This window comes from Rhodococcus sp. 06-221-2, assembly GCF_002258365.1.
Lineage (GTDB): Bacteria > Actinomycetota > Actinomycetes > Mycobacteriales > Mycobacteriaceae > Rhodococcoides > Rhodococcoides fascians.
Genome location: NZ_NOYJ01000016.1, coordinates 236,016 through 251,318 on the forward strand (window position 1 = coordinate 236,016; position 15,303 = coordinate 251,318).

Sequence of the window (15,303 nt, forward strand, 5' to 3'; positions counted from 1 at the left end):
TGCGATCGTGGACTTTTCGTCACAGCGTAGCGGTGCTGCGCCGAAACGGGATGGGCAGAACGGGATGATGAACGATGTGCGCCGATGCCGGGTCGACGTCGAGTTGCACCGAGCCGATTGCAGTGTCGCCCGTTGCGAGGTATGCGCGCACCTCGGCGGCGATGACACCGGCGACGACGGCGATACCGCTGCGGTGGGGCCACCGAACGGGAGGTAGGATCGAGTGGGGATCGTCGAGGTAGCGCCAATGATTGAGCAGTTGGTCGGCGACACCGGACGCGGCGAGACGGCGGCCCCGGACGTCGTGGTAGTCGGCATTGTTCGATGCCGGTGACCACAGCGGACCGATGAAGAACCGTTCGCCTTCGGCGTGGCAGCGGTGCCATGCCGTTCGGTGGGCAGTGCACCAGTTCTGCAATTGCGACCAGCGGGCGTCGGGCAGCCATGTAGCGCAGCTGACCACGACGTCCGCCGTCGACACCGAGCCCTCGTCTGCAATCCCCACCGTCACATCGCCGCAGTCCTCGAGCAGAGAAGCCACCGCCTCGGCGATCGGAGTGTCTCCGTCGACGAGAACAGACGACGCCGTCGATACAGATGAAGCTGTCGACTCCTCCGCAAGAATGCCGCGCTCATCCAGTAATGCGATGAGCTGCCGAGTCAGGTCGGCATCGTCGCCGAGCGAGTCGAAATCGATTTCCCTCCCCATATGAGCCGACTCCTGCAGGAGTTTCACCACATGAGGTGGCCCGCTGAGGCGGACGAAGCGATCTCCCGGCCTCGAGCACAACCAGGTGCCGTCGACAGCCGGATACAGATGATGTCCGGCGGCAATACTTGGCATGACAAGCTCCGTCAGAGTGGGCCCGCGATCACAGGCGTGAGTAGTTCGGTGTCAGTTCAGTTGTCCGCGAACGTGTGTCAGTCCTCGAAGGCGAACGGATTGTGCACGATCGAATTGGTGGTCGGGCTCTGCGGGGCGCTCTGCGCAGCCGACGACTCGATCTCCTCGAAGGCAAACGGATTGTGCACGATCGAGTTCGTGGTCGCACCCTGCAGTGCGCTCGTCGTGGGAGCGCCGGCGATATCGGTTGCGGTGAAGTTGGACATTACGCATACCTTCTTCCATTGTTGAACATGATTGTCGTTGTCGATCGACTCCCGCATCATCCGCCGCTCGGTCAGGGTTGTCAAGGTTGCGACACTGCATACGTGTAGCGCTACGTGATCCGGGGCAGACAAAAAGCAACCGGCACAATACAATCGGTCGACGCCGAAGGCGACGCCCTACCCGAACCAAGGCCGCCGAAAGAACCGCGGAACCGGCAAGCCTCGATGATGGGTCCAACCCAGCCGACCTGGCCCGTCAGCCACTGCCGCCCCGCACCTACCGAAGTCTTCGCGGCCGATACCCCGATACCGCAATCGGTTGGTCAGTTATGAACACCCTGAAACTAAGCTGTTCCCATGCCCGCCGGCCGCTTCGCTCCCAGTCCCTCCGGCGACTTGCATCTCGGCAATCTACGAACCGCCCTACTGGCATGGCTATTCGCCCGCTCCACTGAACGGCGTTTCGTCATGCGCGTCGAAGACCTCGATCGCGTGAAAGCCGGCTCCGAGCAACGTCAACTCGACGACCTCGCGGCCATCGGACTCGACTGGGACGGGCCGATCATGCGGCAATCCGAGCGTCGGGATATCTACGACGCCACGATTCGCACGCTCACCGCCGCCGGGCTGACGTACGAATGTTTTTGCACGCGTCGGGAAATCCTGCAGGCCGCGTCGGCTCCGCATGCACCCGACGGCGCATACCCGGGGACCTGCAGAAATCTGACCGCTGACGAGAAAGCAGCCAAAGACCGACCACCTGCCATCCGATTGCGCTCGCAGACAACCGAATTCACCGTCGTCGATCAGCTGCACGGTCTCTTCCGAGGCCAGGTGGACGACTTCGTCCTGCGTCGATCCGACGGTGTACCCGCCTACAACCTCGCCGTCGTCGTCGATGATGGCGCGCAAGGCGTCGACCAGATCGTGCGCGGCGACGACCTCCTCACCTCCGCGCCGCGGCAGGGGTATCTCGCTCAGCTCCTGGGACTGACCCCCGCGACGTACGTCCACGTGCCCCTCGCTCTGAACGTCGAGGGCAAGCGCCTTGCCAAGCGCGACGGTGCCGTAACACTGCGCGAACGGCCCGATGCGTGGACGCTCATCACAGCATCCCTCGGCATGCCGGACGTGAAGAACGCCGAGGAACTGCTCGAACAGTGGAAGCCGAGGCTGGTGCCGCGCGAACCGTGGGTGTTCGACCCCTCGATCGTCTGACCACGAACCGATCGAGATCACGTCGCAACGCGACAGGACCCGACTCGGGGACGAATCGGACGTACAGTGACTGCGACAACTCATCCCGAGGGAGAAGGACACCATGACCTCAGGCGGCTACGACCCCGACAAGGATCCACAGAACCCCGGTGGTTATCCCCCGCCGCAGGGCGGCGGCTACCCACCACCCGGTAACTACCCACCACCCGCGCAGGGCAACTACCCGCCGCCCGGGAACTACCCGCCTCCTCCCGGCGACTATCCCCAGCAAGGTGGCTACCCACCACCCGGCAACTACCCACCTCCCCCACAGGGCAACTACCCGCCGCCTCCGTCGTTCGGTAACTCACCGATGCCGACGCAGCTATCCGTGGGAACGGCCATCGGCTACGCGTTCGAGAAGTTCAAGCAGAACGCCCTCGTCTGGATCGGCATCGTCCTGATCGCCGCGATCATCCAGGGCGTCCTGAACTTCGTTCTGAGCTCCGACAGCATCGTCCTCAGCCTGGTCTTCAGCATCATCGTCGGTGTCGTCGCACTCCTCATCCAGGCGGCGCTCGTCCGCGGCGCTCTGCACGAGGTGGACGGGATCAAGCCCGCGTTCGGGTCCTTCTTCCAATTCGGCAACGTCGCCGCCGTCACCATCGCCGGCATCCTCGTCGGCATTGCAACGAGCATCGGCTTCGTCCTGCTGATCATCCCCGGCATCGTCATCACGTTCTTCACGTGGTGGACCTTTCAGTTCGTCATCGACCGCGGCGACGAACCCATCCCGGCTATCAAGGCCAGCGCGCAGGCCATTGCGTCGAACGGTGGAACACTCTTCGTGCTCGCTCTCGCCCTGGTAGGCCTCAACATCGTCGGTGCGATCCCCCTCGGCCTCGGTCTGCTGGTGACCATTCCGATCACGATCATCGCCGGTACCTACGCTTACCGCGTCACGGTGCGTGGCAACGTCGCCTGACCCGTAATCCGCCTCGATGGGCGCGAATCCCCTACCCCGGGATTCGCGCCCATCGTCGTCTCGGTGCTTGGATTGTCAGGTGACTACTACCCAACACACCGCCCCTGACGGCGGCACCGAGTCTGGGCAGGCCACGTTCGCTCACATCAGCCGGGGCTACTACCCCACCATCGTCGCGTTGTTCGTCGCGACGCTGCTGATCTCGAATGTGGCCGCCAGCAAAGGTGTCGCCTTCTTCGCCTCGTCCGACGTCATGCTCGGACCGTTCCAAATTCTGCCGATCAATACCGACGGCGCATTCTTTCTGTTCCCCCTCGCCTACATCCTCGGCGACGTGCTCAGCGAGGTCTACGGCTTCAAAGCCACGCGCCGCGCGATCTATCTCGGCTTCGGCTCCCTGCTGCTCACCTCGGTGTGCTTCTGGATCGCCATCGAACTCCCCGCCGCCTCGTTCTACGAGAACCAGGCCGCCCTCGAGAGCGTCGTCGGCGTTGTCCCCCGACTGGTCCTCGCCGGTCTCGCCGGCTACACCGTCGGGCAACTACTCAACTCCGTCGTCCTGGTCAAGATCAAGGAACGCACCAAGGAAAAGCACCTGTGGGCGCGACTGATCGGCTCGACCATCGTCGGCGAATTCTTCGACACGCTGATCTTCTGCTCCATCGCCGCCGGAGTCATCGGCATCACCACGTGGACCGACTTCGTCAATTACGTCATCGTCGGATTCCTGTGGAAGACGCTGGCCGAGGTCATCGTCATGCCCATCACCTACCGCGTCATCTCGTACATCAAGAAGCGCGAGCCGTCGTACCAGGATCGCTAGAACGCGACCCATTCCATACTCAGATCGAAGTAGCGCTCCCGGGCCGTCTCGAACGTGGCGACGGCCCGGGTGCCCGGCCAGTCCTCCGGTGTCATACACGGCGGAAGACCCGGGTCGACGTAGGGAATGACGCGCCATTCGTCGAGCAACGGCACGAATGTGACAAACGCGTCGCGCGGGTTCCGCGCCGGCGACCCGCCGTCGAAAGCGTCGAGAAATGCCCGATGCCGATCAGCGATGCCGGCCAGATCCCACCACTGCTCGGCACTTTCGCGCAGCGTGCCGGGAGGCGCGACCTCGGACGCGACGAACGTCGTGACGTACTGCGACAACTCCAACGCGTCGACGATGGCAATGGCCTCCGCCGCGAGATATTCGGGCGCGATCCACAATCCTGGTGAGACGGTCCCACAACCTATCGACGTGAGCCGACGCCTCAGCTGGTGCCGCGCCGCGCGTTGCGTCTCGGGAATGGTGAACGAGATCAACCGAAATGGATCGCCGTCGGCCATCCGCCGGAAGCCGAAGATGCGTCCGTCTCCCCGAGCGAACATTGCGTCGGCCTGCTCGGTGATCCGATAGCCGGTGCGGCCCTCTCGATTAGCTGATTCGACGACGCCCTTCTTCTTCAACCTCGTCACCGCAATGCGCGTGCTTTCCGGTGGCACTCCCAGCGTGTCCATCCAGACGACGAAATCGGCGATGGCAAACCACCCGCCGAGAGGGCGAACGTAGGCACCGAGCACCGTGCGCACCAACGACGTCGCACTACCCGGACGCGACTCGAAGTCGTCGAGGATGGCCCCGGCAGTGCTAGGCGCGGAGTTCGTCACGAATCGCCACGATACCCAGGTACACCTCGCGATACGAGGTACTCAGTGGGCTCAACCCCAGCCGAATACCCTGTGGTGCGCGGTAATCCGGGATGACACCCTGCTCCCACAGCCGAGCAGTGATGGCCTTGAATTCCGGATGGTCGATGGTGACGTGACCACCGCGCCGATTCGAATCCTTGGGTGAGGCGATCTCCACCCCGAGCGGTACCAGCATCTCGCGCACGAGCTCGAGGGCGTATTCGGTGAGCGCAACGGACTTCGCACGGATCGCGTCCATCCCCACCTCGGCGACCATCTCGATGGTGTCCTGCATCGCGATCATGCCGAACACCGACGGCGTGCCACTGATGACGCGTCGAATACCCTGCGCCGGAACGTAACCCTGCGCCATCTCGAACGGATCGGCCCGGCCCATCCAGCCCCAGATCGGCTGCACGAAGTCGGCCAGAAGGTCACTACGCACGTACGCGAAGGCCGGCGAACCCGGACCGCCGTTGAGGTACTTGTAGGTACACCCGACGGCCAGATCCACTCCCCACGAATCGAATTCGAGCGGAACCGACCCGACGGAATGGCACACGTCCAACAGCATCAGAGCGCCGGCCTCGTGCGTGATGCGCGTCGCCTCGGCCACGTCGACGAGGAAGCCGGACCGGTAGGCGACGTGGGTGATCACCACCAAGGCGGTGTTCTCCCCCACCACCTCGGCGAGTTGTTCCGGTTCGATGCCTCCGCGGCGGTCCGTCTCGATCCATCGGAGAGTCATATTCATCTCGGCCGCAATACCTTCGAGTAGATAGCGGTCGGTCGGGAAGTTGTCGCGGTCGATGACGATCTCGGTGCGGCCGGGCCGCATGGCGATGGCCGCCCGCGCCAGCTTGTACAGCAGTACCGTCGTCGAATCGCCGATCGTGGTCTGCCCGGCCGCTGCCCCGAGGGTGGCGTCGGCCAGGGCGTCGCCGATGGTGACGGGGAGGTCGAACCACTGCTCGTCCCAGCCGCGGATGAGGCGACCACCCCAGGCGTCGGTCATGAAGGTGTTGATCCGTTCGACGCTGGCTTTGGTGGGCCGGCCCAGCGAGTTGCCGTCGAGATATGCGGTGATCGACGGGTCGTCGCTACCGAGGAACTTGTCGCGATAGCCCCGAAGGGGATCATTGTCGTCGAGTTCGAGTGCGCGTTCCATCATCGACCGATCTCCGTTCTCACAGCGAGCAATTCGGGGAAGAACGTGAGTTCGAGTGCTTTCTGCAAGAACCCGACGCCACTCGACCCTCCCGTCCCGCTCTTCATTCCGATGGTGCGCAGCACCGTGCGCATGTGGCGGAATCGCCAGAGCTGGAAGTTCTCCTCCAAGTCGACGAGCTCCTCGAATGCCTCGTACACCGCCCAATGTTCGGTGTGGTTCTCGTAGACGAACTTGATCAGCGGCATCAGGTCCTCGTTGACCGTGTATGCCGTCGTGACATCACGGTCGAGGGCCGATGCCGGTACGTCGTATCCCTGCCGCGCCAACGACCGCCAGAAGGCGTCGTACAGGCTGGGTTCGCGCAACAGAGTCGAAAGCAGCTCATGCGCAGCAGGATCGGACTCGAAGACCGTCAGCATGCCCGCATTCTTGTTGCCGAGCACGAACTCCACGGCCCGGTACTGGTACGACTGGAAGCCCGAGGAGTTCCCGAGAAAGTCACGAAACTGGGAGTACTCCGTCGGCGTCAGAGTGGCCAGCACAGACCACTGCTCGGTCAGTGTCTTCTGAATGTGCTTGACCCGGGCCACACACTTGAGCGCGGTACCGATGTCGTCGGCATCGAAAGCTGCTCGCGCGGCCAGCGTCTCGTGCAGCACCAGCTTGAGCCAGAGCTCGGTGGTCTGGTGCTGAATGATGAACAGCAGTTCGTCGTGATGCTCCGGGGTGCTCACCGGCTTCTGGGCGCTGAGCAACGTATCGAGGTCGAGGTAGGACCCGTAGCTCATGCGGTCGCTGAAATCGGTGACGACGCTCTTCTCGATCGCGCGAGTATTGGATTCGACGCTCATGGCTGATCCTCGAGGTGATGGGCTGATGAGTCCACCGTATTACACATATGTGCCGACCGCCAGATATCCGTAAGTCAGTGATTCGCGACCGAACCTCGAGAAGTGGATCGGTGCGTCCATCAACGATTGACAACAGTGGTGGTGCGCTCGGCGAGGTTCTGTGCGACCCACTCGCGGAGCGTTGTGGTCGGGATCCCGCGCCGGGCATTGAACGTGTCGGCCTTGTCCCATGCGACACCGCGTCCCTGCGCGAAGACGGCACGATACTTCCGAGTCATGTTGTCCGGGTCTGCACCGAGTTCTGCCATCAGGAGCGGTTCCGACCACACCCGGAGCGCGAACGGACGACCGAGGACTGTTTCGAGGGTCTCGGCGAGTTGGCCGTAGGTGATCGTGTCCCCGGCGACGAAGACGATCTCGTCACGGATGCGCGGCTCGGCGAAGAGGATCTCCGCGGTGAGCGCGCCGATGTCCTCCGGCGTGGTCACGGTCACTGCAGTGTCGACGGTCCCGAGGGCATTGACGGTGTCGTTCGGGAGGTCGACCATCCCGGAGCCGGCGTCGAAAAGGTAGTTCATGAACATGCCGGTGGAGATGATGACCCACTCGGTGTCGTGCTGTGAACGGAGGAGATCCCGCACGTCGAGCTGGGAGTCGAAGATGTCCTGGGGGCTACCCCGGCCGATGACATCGAAGTCGACACCGAACTGCCACGGGAAGTATCGCGGAAGCTTCGCTTGCAATGCCGCCTGCGCGACTTTCATCGGAGTGTCCAATCCTGCGGTGATCCCGGTGCAGCCGATGACGGTGTCGTAGTCGGCGAAGACCGCAGCGAGGTCATCGACGGTGTTCTCGACCAGGTCACCACGAACGATGCCTATCCCTAGTTCGCGGATCTCCGCGACGTCGTGCTGCTTGGCCGGGACGGTGGAGTCGATGGTGGTCCCACGGAGCAAGACATCGACGACAGATTCCGCGACGCCAGCGGCTCGACGGACGACGTTGCGTAGCACGGGCATGCCGAGTTCACCGGCTCCGATGACGAGGATCTTCCGTGACGGGCCATTCCAGTCGTTGGTCATGTGTTCCTTTCTTCGGCTCCCCCGAGGATCGGGCGCCGAACACGTCTGCGACCATAAACGTTGACATCACTGTCAAGGTCAAATCGGTGGCCACCGACGGAAGGACCCCGGCATGAAAATCAGTGAGGCAGCGGATGCGATCGGAGCGCCGGCACGGATGCTGCGGTACTACGAGCAGCAGGGACTCATCGACGCTGCACGGTCGGCAAACGGGTACCGCGATTACTCCGACGAGCAGATCGAGCACGCACGCCACGTGCGCGCGCTCGTCGAGGCGGGTCTTTCCACGCGCATGATCAAGATCGTCCTCGACATCGAAACTCCTGAGCCGAAACAGTATTCGACGATGGGTGGTCGCGCGGCTGCAGAGGAGCTCGCGCGTGAGTTGCGGGTGGTGGAGAACCGAATCGTGTGCCTCGAGAAAAGCCGCGATGCCGTCATCGACTTCCTCCGCAGCACCGACCACGCAGACCTCCTTACCTAGAAGACGCACTGGAGGACCACGGCCGAGTCGCCCTGATCTGGACTCCGCGGTAGTCGACCTCGATTCGGGTGTCGATACCGCTGCCCGCTGAACTATCCTCGAGGTAGCCGAATCGAGTGAGGAATCGCAGTGCGTAGAGCGTCCGGACAGTTGGAGGAGTCGATCCTCGATCTGCTCGGCGAGCACACGGAACTTTCAGTGGCCCAAGCCCGCGAGCATCTGGGCTCGGATCTCGCGCACACCACCGTCATGACCGCATTGGTGCGCTTGCACGGCAAGGGGCTGGTCGATCGCGAGCGCCGAGGACGGTCGTACGTCTACACCCTCAACGCCCCGGTCGACGAGATCCCGGCGCTTCGGGCCGCGATGCGAATGCGCACCGAGCTCGGCACACGAGCCGAGCGCGCCGACGTACTGGCCAGCTTCGTTGCCGCACTCGACCCTGAGGACGAGGCGACGCTGCGAGAGTTGCTCGCCAAGTCGGACGCAGCCGAGCAGCATCGATGACCCTGCTACTGGTCGTGGCCGTGCTGCCGTGGGTGCTGTCGCTGTTGCTGGGATTCGGAGCCGAGCACGTCGACCGCCGACTCAACCCGTCGACCGCCGTGGTTCTGCTCCCCATCCTGTCGATGGTCACCGCGTTTGCGGTTGCCGCTTCCCTCGCAGCGCTTGCCGCGGTTCTTCTCGCGTCGGCTCAGGTTGTGTGGGTGTCGCTGGGAATTGTGATCTGCGCGTGGATGTTCTGGCGCTCGGTCGAGGTGGCTCGCCATGTTCGACGCGCCCTGGTCGGTGCGTCCATCGCATCCGAATTCGGTGACGAGGCGCGGGCGACAGGCGGCATCGTCGTGGTCGACTCCGATGTTCCCGACGCCTTTGCCGTCCCCTCCGGTGGAGGTGCCGTCGTGATCACCACCGGTTTGGCGGAAGCGCTGTCGGACAACGAGTTACATGCGGTGATCGAACACGAGCGCGCTCACCTGCGGCACCGTCACAGCGTGTGGATCCAGATGTGCGAGATCGCAGCCCTGATCGATCCTATTCTCGGGCCGTTGACCGCCAAGGTGCGGCACGCGGCGGAGCGTCAAGCAGACGAGAGCGCCGCGGCGCTCGGCCGTCGAGATGCGTTGTCTGCCATCGCCAGAACTGCTCTGCTTCGGAGCCATCTCGACCAGGGAACCCACACTCTCGCCAGTACCGGCGGCGACGTCGTGCGCCGCGTACAGGCACTGAGCGAACCACCACGACACCACCCCGATCGCGGAATCCTCGCCGCCGGAATGGTTCTCGTCCTCGCGTTCACCGTCATCTCGGCGGCGTTGTTCGACGTCGTCCAAGATGTGGTGGCACCCGAAACCGGAGAAGTCGCCACCTCGATCTTCCGCTGACCTCGGTCAGATGCCTGCGACGCCCGCCAGTTGGCCGATCGCATAGGTGACGGCCATCGCGATCGCACCACCGATCACGATTCGAGTCACCGCCGGGCGACTCGGCGCGCCACCGAGGCGTGCGCTGATAGTTCCGGTCAACGCCAGAGCCAGCAACACGACGACGAATGTGACCGGAATACGTTGCGAAGCAGGCAGAAGCAGGATCGAGAGCAACGGCAAGAGCGCACCACTGATGAACGACACCGCCGACGACGCGGCCGCCTGCCACGGATTCGTCAGCGCATCGGGGTCGATTCCCAATTCGACGTCCACGTGTGCGGCAAACGGATCGTGTTCGGTGAGTTCGCGAGCAACGGTCTGAGCAGTGTCGGCCGAGAGGCCCTTGGCCTCATACAGTGCCGCGAGCTCCGCCAGTTCCTGCTCGGGTTGCTCGTCGAGTTCCCGGCGCTCCTTGATCAACAGCGAACGCTCGGCGTCACGTTGTGTGCTCACCGAGACGTACTCCCCGAGTGCCATGGACACCGCTCCCGCAACAAGGCCGGCAACGCCCGCGGTCAGCAGCGACCCACGGTCGGTGGTGGCGGCCGCGACACCGACGACCAGACCGGCGGTGGAGACGATCCCGTCGTTGGCACCCAGCACCCCGGCCCGTAACCAGTTCAGTCGACCGGAGAGAGCTCCGTGCGGTTCGTGCTCGTGCAGGCTCGGCTCGGGCTCACTCATCGCCGGCCGTCGCCGATACGTCGTCCCACGCGGCGCGAGCGCCGGACTCACCGATTCTGTACACCTGGACAATTGTGGTCGCTCCGATCACCACTGCCAACACCACCACCGCAATGGACTGCCACCGGACGGGCGTATTGCCGCGACGCTCACGCAGATGCAGGAACACGAGGGCCGCGGCGACGACGACCAGACCGACGGAGAAGTAGATCATCCAGTCGCCGATCTCGGTGTGCTGTTCGACCGCCGCGGTCTTGGGTACGCGCTTCTCGAGCCACTCGCCCGCCTCGGTCGTCAGCGGCGTCAGCACCAGCGTGAACACCGCCAGGGCTGCGATGAGCCACACGAGCCTGCTGCGTACACCGGACCAGATGCTGGCGGCGATAGCGAGGATCGCAGTGAGCGGTGCCAGGACCACGATGAAGTGAACGAGCAGAATGTGGGCCGGTAGGCCGTTGAAGGTGGACATGCGTTCTCCTGCTGGCTTCGAAGTCGCGTGCACGTCACGCACCGCACATGCTACACACCATGTAGTAGTTGCGCCGACGGTTCGCGTGCTGTCATATCTCGCCACGGCGAGCTCGGTCCTGCGACCATCGCCTGCACGATATGCTCGAGCCGCTGCCCCAGTGCGACAACGGTATTCGCGTCGAACAATGCCGTGGGATACACGATATCGACCGCAGTCTCGATAGCGCCCCTGGGTCGTTCCGCGGGCTCCACTCCTGTCTTATCTTCGCCGTCTCGATGTTCGGTGACGTGGAAATGAAGGTCACATTTGGCGATGTCGATCGGCCGAGGCGTGATCTCGAAGCAAACGTCCCCCATAGTGAGCGTCTGGGTCGCAAAAACGTCCAACGACAGCGCCACCTGAAAGATCGGGTGCCGCCCATCCACCGAGTCAGCAGCGAGATCGGCGACGACATCCTCGAACGGCACCGATGCATGGTCGAAGGCCAGTAGTTCACTCGCTCGGGCCGACTGCACGACGTCCTCGACGGTCGATGCGGCCGCGATGTTCGTCCGGATGGCGACGGTGTTGGTGAAGGTACCGACGAGTTGCACGAGTCTCGGGTCGTCTCGACCGGCAACCGGGGTTCCGACGACGATGTCGGTGGATTCCGTCGTCTGGGCGAGCAGGATCAACAGCGCTGCGCGCAGCACGGTGAATCGGTTTGTCCCGCAGCGCTGTGCCAGATCGGTCATTCTCTCGGTGGCGTCCGCGTCGAACCGAAGCGAGGTGCGGGCGCCGGAGAAGTTCCAGTCCTGCATGCGAGGGCGGTCCAACGGCAAATCCCTCGAGCCGGGTGTGTCCGCCAACTCCGCGCGCCAGAAGTCGAGATCGCCCGACACGTCGCGCTCGGCAGCCCAGACGCTGTAATCGGCGTACTGGAGCGGCAATTCGGCCCACGTGGGTGCGCTGCCGGCAATCCTGGCGTGATAGGCCATGACGAAGTCCGACGCCAACAGCCCCAGCGACCAACCGTCCGCTGCACTGTGGTGGACGGCGCACGCGAGCACGTGATGACCGGGCGCCACTGCGAACAGTCGAGCTCGGATCGGGAACTCGTTGCGCATGTCGAAGGGGTGCTCGAGAGTCTCCACCACTGCGGCGTCGTCGAAGTCGACAACGTCGAGGTTCGGTACCGCCCTCGCCGAATCCGGCTCGACGACCTGCGCCGGAACCCCGTCGACATCCGGGTACCGCGTGCGCAAGGTGCTGTGTCGATCGATCAGGTCGGTCAAAGCCTGCGAGGCCGCCGCCGAGTGGAACTCCCCGGAAATCGTGACCGTGAACGGCAGGTTGTACAGAGGTAGCTGCGCATTTCGATCGATGTGGCGTTGCTGCGGCGCGAGTGGGATTGCGGATACTCTCGCCGACGTTCCGCGTTCGGGCCGGGAATTCTGCTGCCGTCCAGTGAGTCGACGCTCGTCTACGCATGCTGCCAAGGCCTGAACGGACGGGGCACCGGCGAGGTCACGCACACCGATGTCCACCGCGGCCTCGGCCCGCACCGTCGACACGACCCTGGTCGCCGCCAGCGAGTCGCCTCCGAGGTCGAAGAACGAAGCAGCGCAATCGATGCCGCCCCTGCCGAGCACACGCGCGAACGCTGCCGCCACCATCTCCTCGGTGGCACCGGCCGGCTCGGTTCGGGCGCCGGTCGTCGACGTGGTGAGGTCCGGCGCAGGAAGTGCGCCGCGGTCGGCCTTCCGATTGATCGTCAGCGGAATCTCGTCGAGAACAGAGAGCGTCGACGGCACCATGTGGGCAGGCAAGCGCCTGGTGAGATCCTGGCGGATGCGCTCGGTGTCGAGCAAGTGTCCGTGGGGTGCGGCCACCACGTACCCGTCGATACGCAGATCTCCAGTGTGACTGCGGCGCAAAGCCGATGATGCCGCAGCGACGTTCGGACAAGCCCGCAACGCCGCGTCGACCTCACCCAGTTCGACGCGATTTCCCCGGATCTTGATTTGATCGTCGGTGCGACCGAGAAACTCGAGCGTGCCGTCGCCGCGCAGACGCGCCCGATCTCCACTGCGGAACATCCGACTCACATTGCTGCCGAACGGGTTCGCAACGAAGCGTGCCGCTGTGTCCGCGGTGCGGCCGAGATATCCGCGCGCGACGCCGGGAGTCTCGATGTAGATCTCGCCGACTGCTCCCGACGGAACGGGCCGCAGAGTGCGATCGAGAAGGTGAATCACCGCCCCCACCATGGCTCGACCGATTCCGTCCGCGCTACCCGAAGTCAGTGGCGCGGTCATCGTGACACTGCACGTCGTTTCGGTGGGGCCGTAGGCGTTGAGCAGTCGGCGACGCACCGACCAGCGGTCCACCGTGTCCTGCGGCGCCGCCTCACCGCCGATGATGATGGTCCCGACACCCGACAGCGCTGCGGGATCCAACGTGGCCAGCGCCGAGGGCGTGATGAGCAGATGTGTAATTGCCTGCTGAGCAATCAGTTCCGTCAGTTCGGCACCCGCGTAGCTGCCTGCCGGCGCGATCACCACTGCTGCGCCCGCGGTTGCCGCGGCCAGCACCTCGACGATGGCGGTGTCGAATCCGGGCGAGGCGAGGTGACAGACTCGTGACTCGACGTCGAGGTGGTAGCTGCTCCCGATCTGTTGTACCAGAGCGGCGATGCCACCGTGGGTGACAACGACGCCTTTGGGGGTGCCGGTGGACCCGGAGGTGTAGATGACGTACGCCGCGTGACCTGGTGCCGTCGGCGCGGCAACGTCGTCCAAGCCTCCCTCTGCAACAACGGCATCGAGGTCCAGCCACTCCACGCCACCGAACTCGCCGCCGCCGCCCGTGCACAGGCCCAACACCGCACCGCTGTCCCGCACCACGAACTGGGCTCGCTCACGGGGGTGATTCGGGTCGACCGGAACATAGACCGCGCCAACTCGTGCGATTGCCCAGAACGAGACGATCCCCGCAACGGACCGGCCGATGCGCACGGCGACCCGATCCTCGGTACCGATTCCTCGGGCACGCAATATGGACGCAAGTGTGTCGACTCTCGCGGCCGACTCTGCATAGGTCACCGAGACATCTGCATCCTGAATCGCAATTCGATTGCCGTGCTGTGCAATTGCCGTCGAGAACACGTCGTTCAGGGATCCACGCTCGACCACGGTCGCGCCCACCGATGCGGGCACTGCATCGGGCTCTCCGGGCAGGAACAGGTCGAGGTCTGCCACCGCGGTGTCCCCGCAACCAGATTCGCCGAAACGATCGAGAAAGTACAGGAACCGCTCGTGGTGGCGAGCGAGGTCGCTCGGCGTGTACGCGGCAGGGTTGGCTTCGAAGTCGATGCGCGGACGAGCTCCGCCTCGACCGGGATAGATGTTGACGGCAAGATCCGAGACCGGGCCCGTGGTCAGAATGTTGATCTCGCCGTCGAAGTCCCCGACGGCCACGGTGTTCGCGAACATCATCACGTTGATGGTCGGACCGAAACGCCCTGCGTGCAGAGCATTCCCGCTCTCGGATACCGGCGGCCTGCTGCGCTGGTGTCGGAGGACGGCACCGATCGCCACCTCGGCCGACTTGATCACGTTGTTCACCGTTGCCGATCCGACGCCCGGCAACCGCAACGGCACCACATGCGACAACGACGACCCGGCTCCGCGCAGCACTGCTGTCGGCCGCGCCGAGACCGGCAGCGACAGATCGACGTCGTCTACATCGTTCATGCGCGAGAGGAAGGCGGCGAGCGCCGCGATCACCACGGTCGACGTGGCATGACCCCGAGCGGTCGGAGAAATCGACCGATCCTCCCCGACGACGATCGGCACCGACGCAGGCTGAGCACTCCGGCCCCACGGTGCGCCGTAGCCCAGGTCAGCGGACTCCCAGTGCGCCCGATCGCGCAGGGCACGGGCAGATGCGCGGTAGCGCTCGTCCTCGGCGAGCAGTGCCGCCGGAGTCGTCGGATCGATCCGCGGCGGCTCGACGCCGTCACAGACGGCCGCATACAGGGCCGCCGCCCGCGTTATCTTCTTCCCACCCTCGCAACTTGCGGGGGGTGGGTCGTCTGCTCCGGTATGGCTTCGGCCGCCCGGACGGAAAGCACGTCTACTCGAGTGTTGCCGCCGGAGCAGAGGGCGTCGGATCACCGCTGA

General features: G+C 64.3%; 15 protein-coding genes. 6 read left to right on the forward strand and 9 right to left on the reverse strand.

Annotated features, from left to right (window positions below):
- Nucleotides 1-19 precede the first annotated feature (19 nt).
- Both CH281_RS26790 and CH281_RS08660 read right to left on the reverse strand, forming a co-directional pair.
- The gene (locus tag CH281_RS26790) at nt 20-844 is read right to left on the reverse strand and encodes a hypothetical protein (protein ID WP_179274147.1); all 825 of its coding nucleotides are present in this window, start codon (nt 842-844) and stop codon (nt 20-22) included.
- A 77-nt stretch (nt 845-921) separates the two neighbouring features.
- Entirely contained in the window at nt 922-1,194 is a 273-nt protein-coding gene (locus CH281_RS08660) for a streptamidine-related RiPP repeat protein (protein WP_143544775.1), read from the reverse strand.
- Nucleotides 1,195-1,467: 273 nt separating this feature from the next.
- On the opposite strand from CH281_RS08660, the gene gluQRS reads away from it, so the two are divergent.
- The 3 genes from gluQRS to CH281_RS08675 all read left to right on the forward strand — a co-directional run bounded on the left by gluQRS (nt 1,468) and on the right by CH281_RS08675 (nt 4,115).
- Nucleotides 1,468-2,328 (forward strand): tRNA glutamyl-Q(34) synthetase GluQRS, encoded by an 861-nt coding sequence (gene gluQRS / locus CH281_RS08665; protein ID WP_094693764.1) that lies wholly within the window; start codon nt 1,468-1,470, stop codon nt 2,326-2,328.
- Nucleotides 2,329-2,431: 103 nt separating this feature from the next.
- A complete protein-coding gene (locus CH281_RS08670) occupies nt 2,432-3,292 on the forward strand; it encodes a hypothetical protein (protein ID WP_094693766.1) in 861 nt (286 codons plus the stop codon).
- Between the two features lie 79 nt (nt 3,293-3,371).
- Complete coding sequence (locus tag CH281_RS08675) at nt 3,372-4,115, forward strand: queuosine precursor transporter (RefSeq protein WP_032368634.1); 744 nt, start codon at nt 3,372-3,374, stop codon at nt 4,113-4,115.
- On the opposite strand, the gene CH281_RS08680 is transcribed toward CH281_RS08675, so the two are convergent.
- The 4 genes from CH281_RS08680 to CH281_RS08695 form a co-directional block, all read right to left on the reverse strand.
- A complete protein-coding gene (locus tag CH281_RS08680; protein ID WP_032392831.1) occupies nt 4,112-4,948 on the reverse strand; it encodes a PaaX family transcriptional regulator in 837 nt (278 codons plus the stop codon). The two genes, CH281_RS08675 and CH281_RS08680, sit on opposite strands and share 4 nt — an antisense overlap.
- Nucleotides 4,929-6,137, reverse strand: a complete 1,209-nt coding sequence (locus tag CH281_RS08685; protein WP_094693768.1) for a kynureninase — start codon at nt 6,135-6,137, stop codon at nt 4,929-4,931. Before CH281_RS08685 ends, CH281_RS08680 begins: the two co-directional genes overlap by 20 nt.
- Nucleotides 6,137-6,991 carry a tryptophan 2,3-dioxygenase gene (locus CH281_RS08690; protein WP_094693770.1) on the reverse strand — a complete coding sequence of 285 codons (855 nt, stop codon included), beginning with the start codon at nt 6,989-6,991 and terminating at the stop codon, nt 6,137-6,139. The genes CH281_RS08685 and CH281_RS08690 overlap by 1 nt, the downstream gene beginning before the upstream one ends.
- A gap of 119 nt (nt 6,992-7,110) precedes the next feature.
- Complete coding sequence (locus CH281_RS08695; RefSeq protein WP_094693772.1) at nt 7,111-8,073, reverse strand: aromatic alcohol reductase; 963 nt, start codon at nt 8,071-8,073, stop codon at nt 7,111-7,113.
- Between the two features lie 112 nt (nt 8,074-8,185).
- Here CH281_RS08695 and CH281_RS08700 point away from each other — a divergent pair, with 112 nt between their 5' ends.
- The 3 genes from CH281_RS08700 to CH281_RS08710 all read left to right on the forward strand — a co-directional run bounded on the left by CH281_RS08700 (nt 8,186) and on the right by CH281_RS08710 (nt 9,942).
- Nucleotides 8,186-8,557 carry a MerR family transcriptional regulator gene (locus tag CH281_RS08700; protein WP_032367789.1) on the forward strand — a complete coding sequence of 124 codons (372 nt, stop codon included), beginning with the start codon at nt 8,186-8,188 and terminating at the stop codon, nt 8,555-8,557.
- A gap of 129 nt (nt 8,558-8,686) precedes the next feature.
- Nucleotides 8,687-9,064 (forward strand): BlaI/MecI/CopY family transcriptional regulator, encoded by a 378-nt coding sequence (locus tag CH281_RS08705; RefSeq protein WP_094693774.1) that lies wholly within the window; start codon nt 8,687-8,689, stop codon nt 9,062-9,064.
- On the forward strand, nt 9,061-9,942 hold the full coding sequence (locus CH281_RS08710) for a M56 family metallopeptidase (RefSeq protein WP_032368638.1): 882 nt from the start codon (nt 9,061-9,063) through the stop codon (nt 9,940-9,942). The genes CH281_RS08705 and CH281_RS08710 overlap by 4 nt, the downstream gene beginning before the upstream one ends.
- Nucleotides 9,943-9,948: 6 nt before the next feature.
- On the opposite strand, the gene CH281_RS08715 is transcribed toward CH281_RS08710, so the two are convergent.
- Genes CH281_RS08715 through CH281_RS08725 form a run of 3 tightly spaced genes read right to left on the reverse strand, consistent with a single transcriptional unit; the run spans nt 9,949 to nt 15,297 of the window.
- Nucleotides 9,949-10,668: a VIT1/CCC1 transporter family protein gene (locus tag CH281_RS08715; protein WP_032368639.1), complete on the reverse strand. Its 720-nt coding sequence runs from the start codon at nt 10,666-10,668 to the stop codon at nt 9,949-9,951.
- Nucleotides 10,661-11,137, reverse strand: coding sequence for a DUF2231 domain-containing protein (locus tag CH281_RS08720; protein ID WP_032368640.1), 477 nt, complete (start codon nt 11,135-11,137; stop codon nt 10,661-10,663). The genes CH281_RS08715 and CH281_RS08720 overlap by 8 nt, the downstream gene beginning before the upstream one ends.
- Nucleotides 11,138-11,187: 50 nt before the next feature.
- Complete coding sequence (locus CH281_RS08725; RefSeq protein WP_256983403.1) at nt 11,188-15,297, reverse strand: amino acid adenylation domain-containing protein; 4,110 nt, start codon at nt 15,295-15,297, stop codon at nt 11,188-11,190.
- Nucleotides 15,298-15,303: the final 6 nt, after the last annotated feature.

Excerpts from the sequence above, each read along its gene's own strand:
- CH281_RS26790 (WP_179274147.1), bottom strand. The coding sequence starts at position 844 with ATGCCAAGTATTGCCGCCGGACATCATCTGTATCCGGCTGTCGACGGC.
- gluQRS (WP_094693764.1), top strand. The coding sequence starts at position 1,468 with ATGCCCGCCGGCCGCTTCGCTCCCAGTCCCTCCGGCGACTTGCATCTC.
- CH281_RS08670 (WP_094693766.1), top strand. The coding sequence starts at position 2,432 with ATGACCTCAGGCGGCTACGACCCCGACAAGGATCCACAGAACCCCGGT.
- CH281_RS08685 (WP_094693768.1), bottom strand. The coding sequence starts at position 6,137 with ATGGAACGCGCACTCGAACTCGACGACAATGATCCCCTTCGGGGCTAT.
- CH281_RS08690 (WP_094693770.1), bottom strand. The coding sequence starts at position 6,991 with ATGAGCGTCGAATCCAATACTCGCGCGATCGAGAAGAGCGTCGTCACC.
- CH281_RS08695 (WP_094693772.1), bottom strand. The coding sequence starts at position 8,073 with ATGACCAACGACTGGAATGGCCCGTCACGGAAGATCCTCGTCATCGGA.
- CH281_RS08700 (WP_032367789.1), top strand. The coding sequence starts at position 8,186 with ATGAAAATCAGTGAGGCAGCGGATGCGATCGGAGCGCCGGCACGGATG.
- CH281_RS08710 (WP_032368638.1), top strand. The coding sequence starts at position 9,061 with ATGACCCTGCTACTGGTCGTGGCCGTGCTGCCGTGGGTGCTGTCGCTG.
- CH281_RS08715 (WP_032368639.1), bottom strand. The coding sequence starts at position 10,668 with ATGAGTGAGCCCGAGCCGAGCCTGCACGAGCACGAACCGCACGGAGCT.
- CH281_RS08720 (WP_032368640.1), bottom strand. The coding sequence starts at position 11,137 with ATGTCCACCTTCAACGGCCTACCGGCCCACATTCTGCTCGTTCACTTC.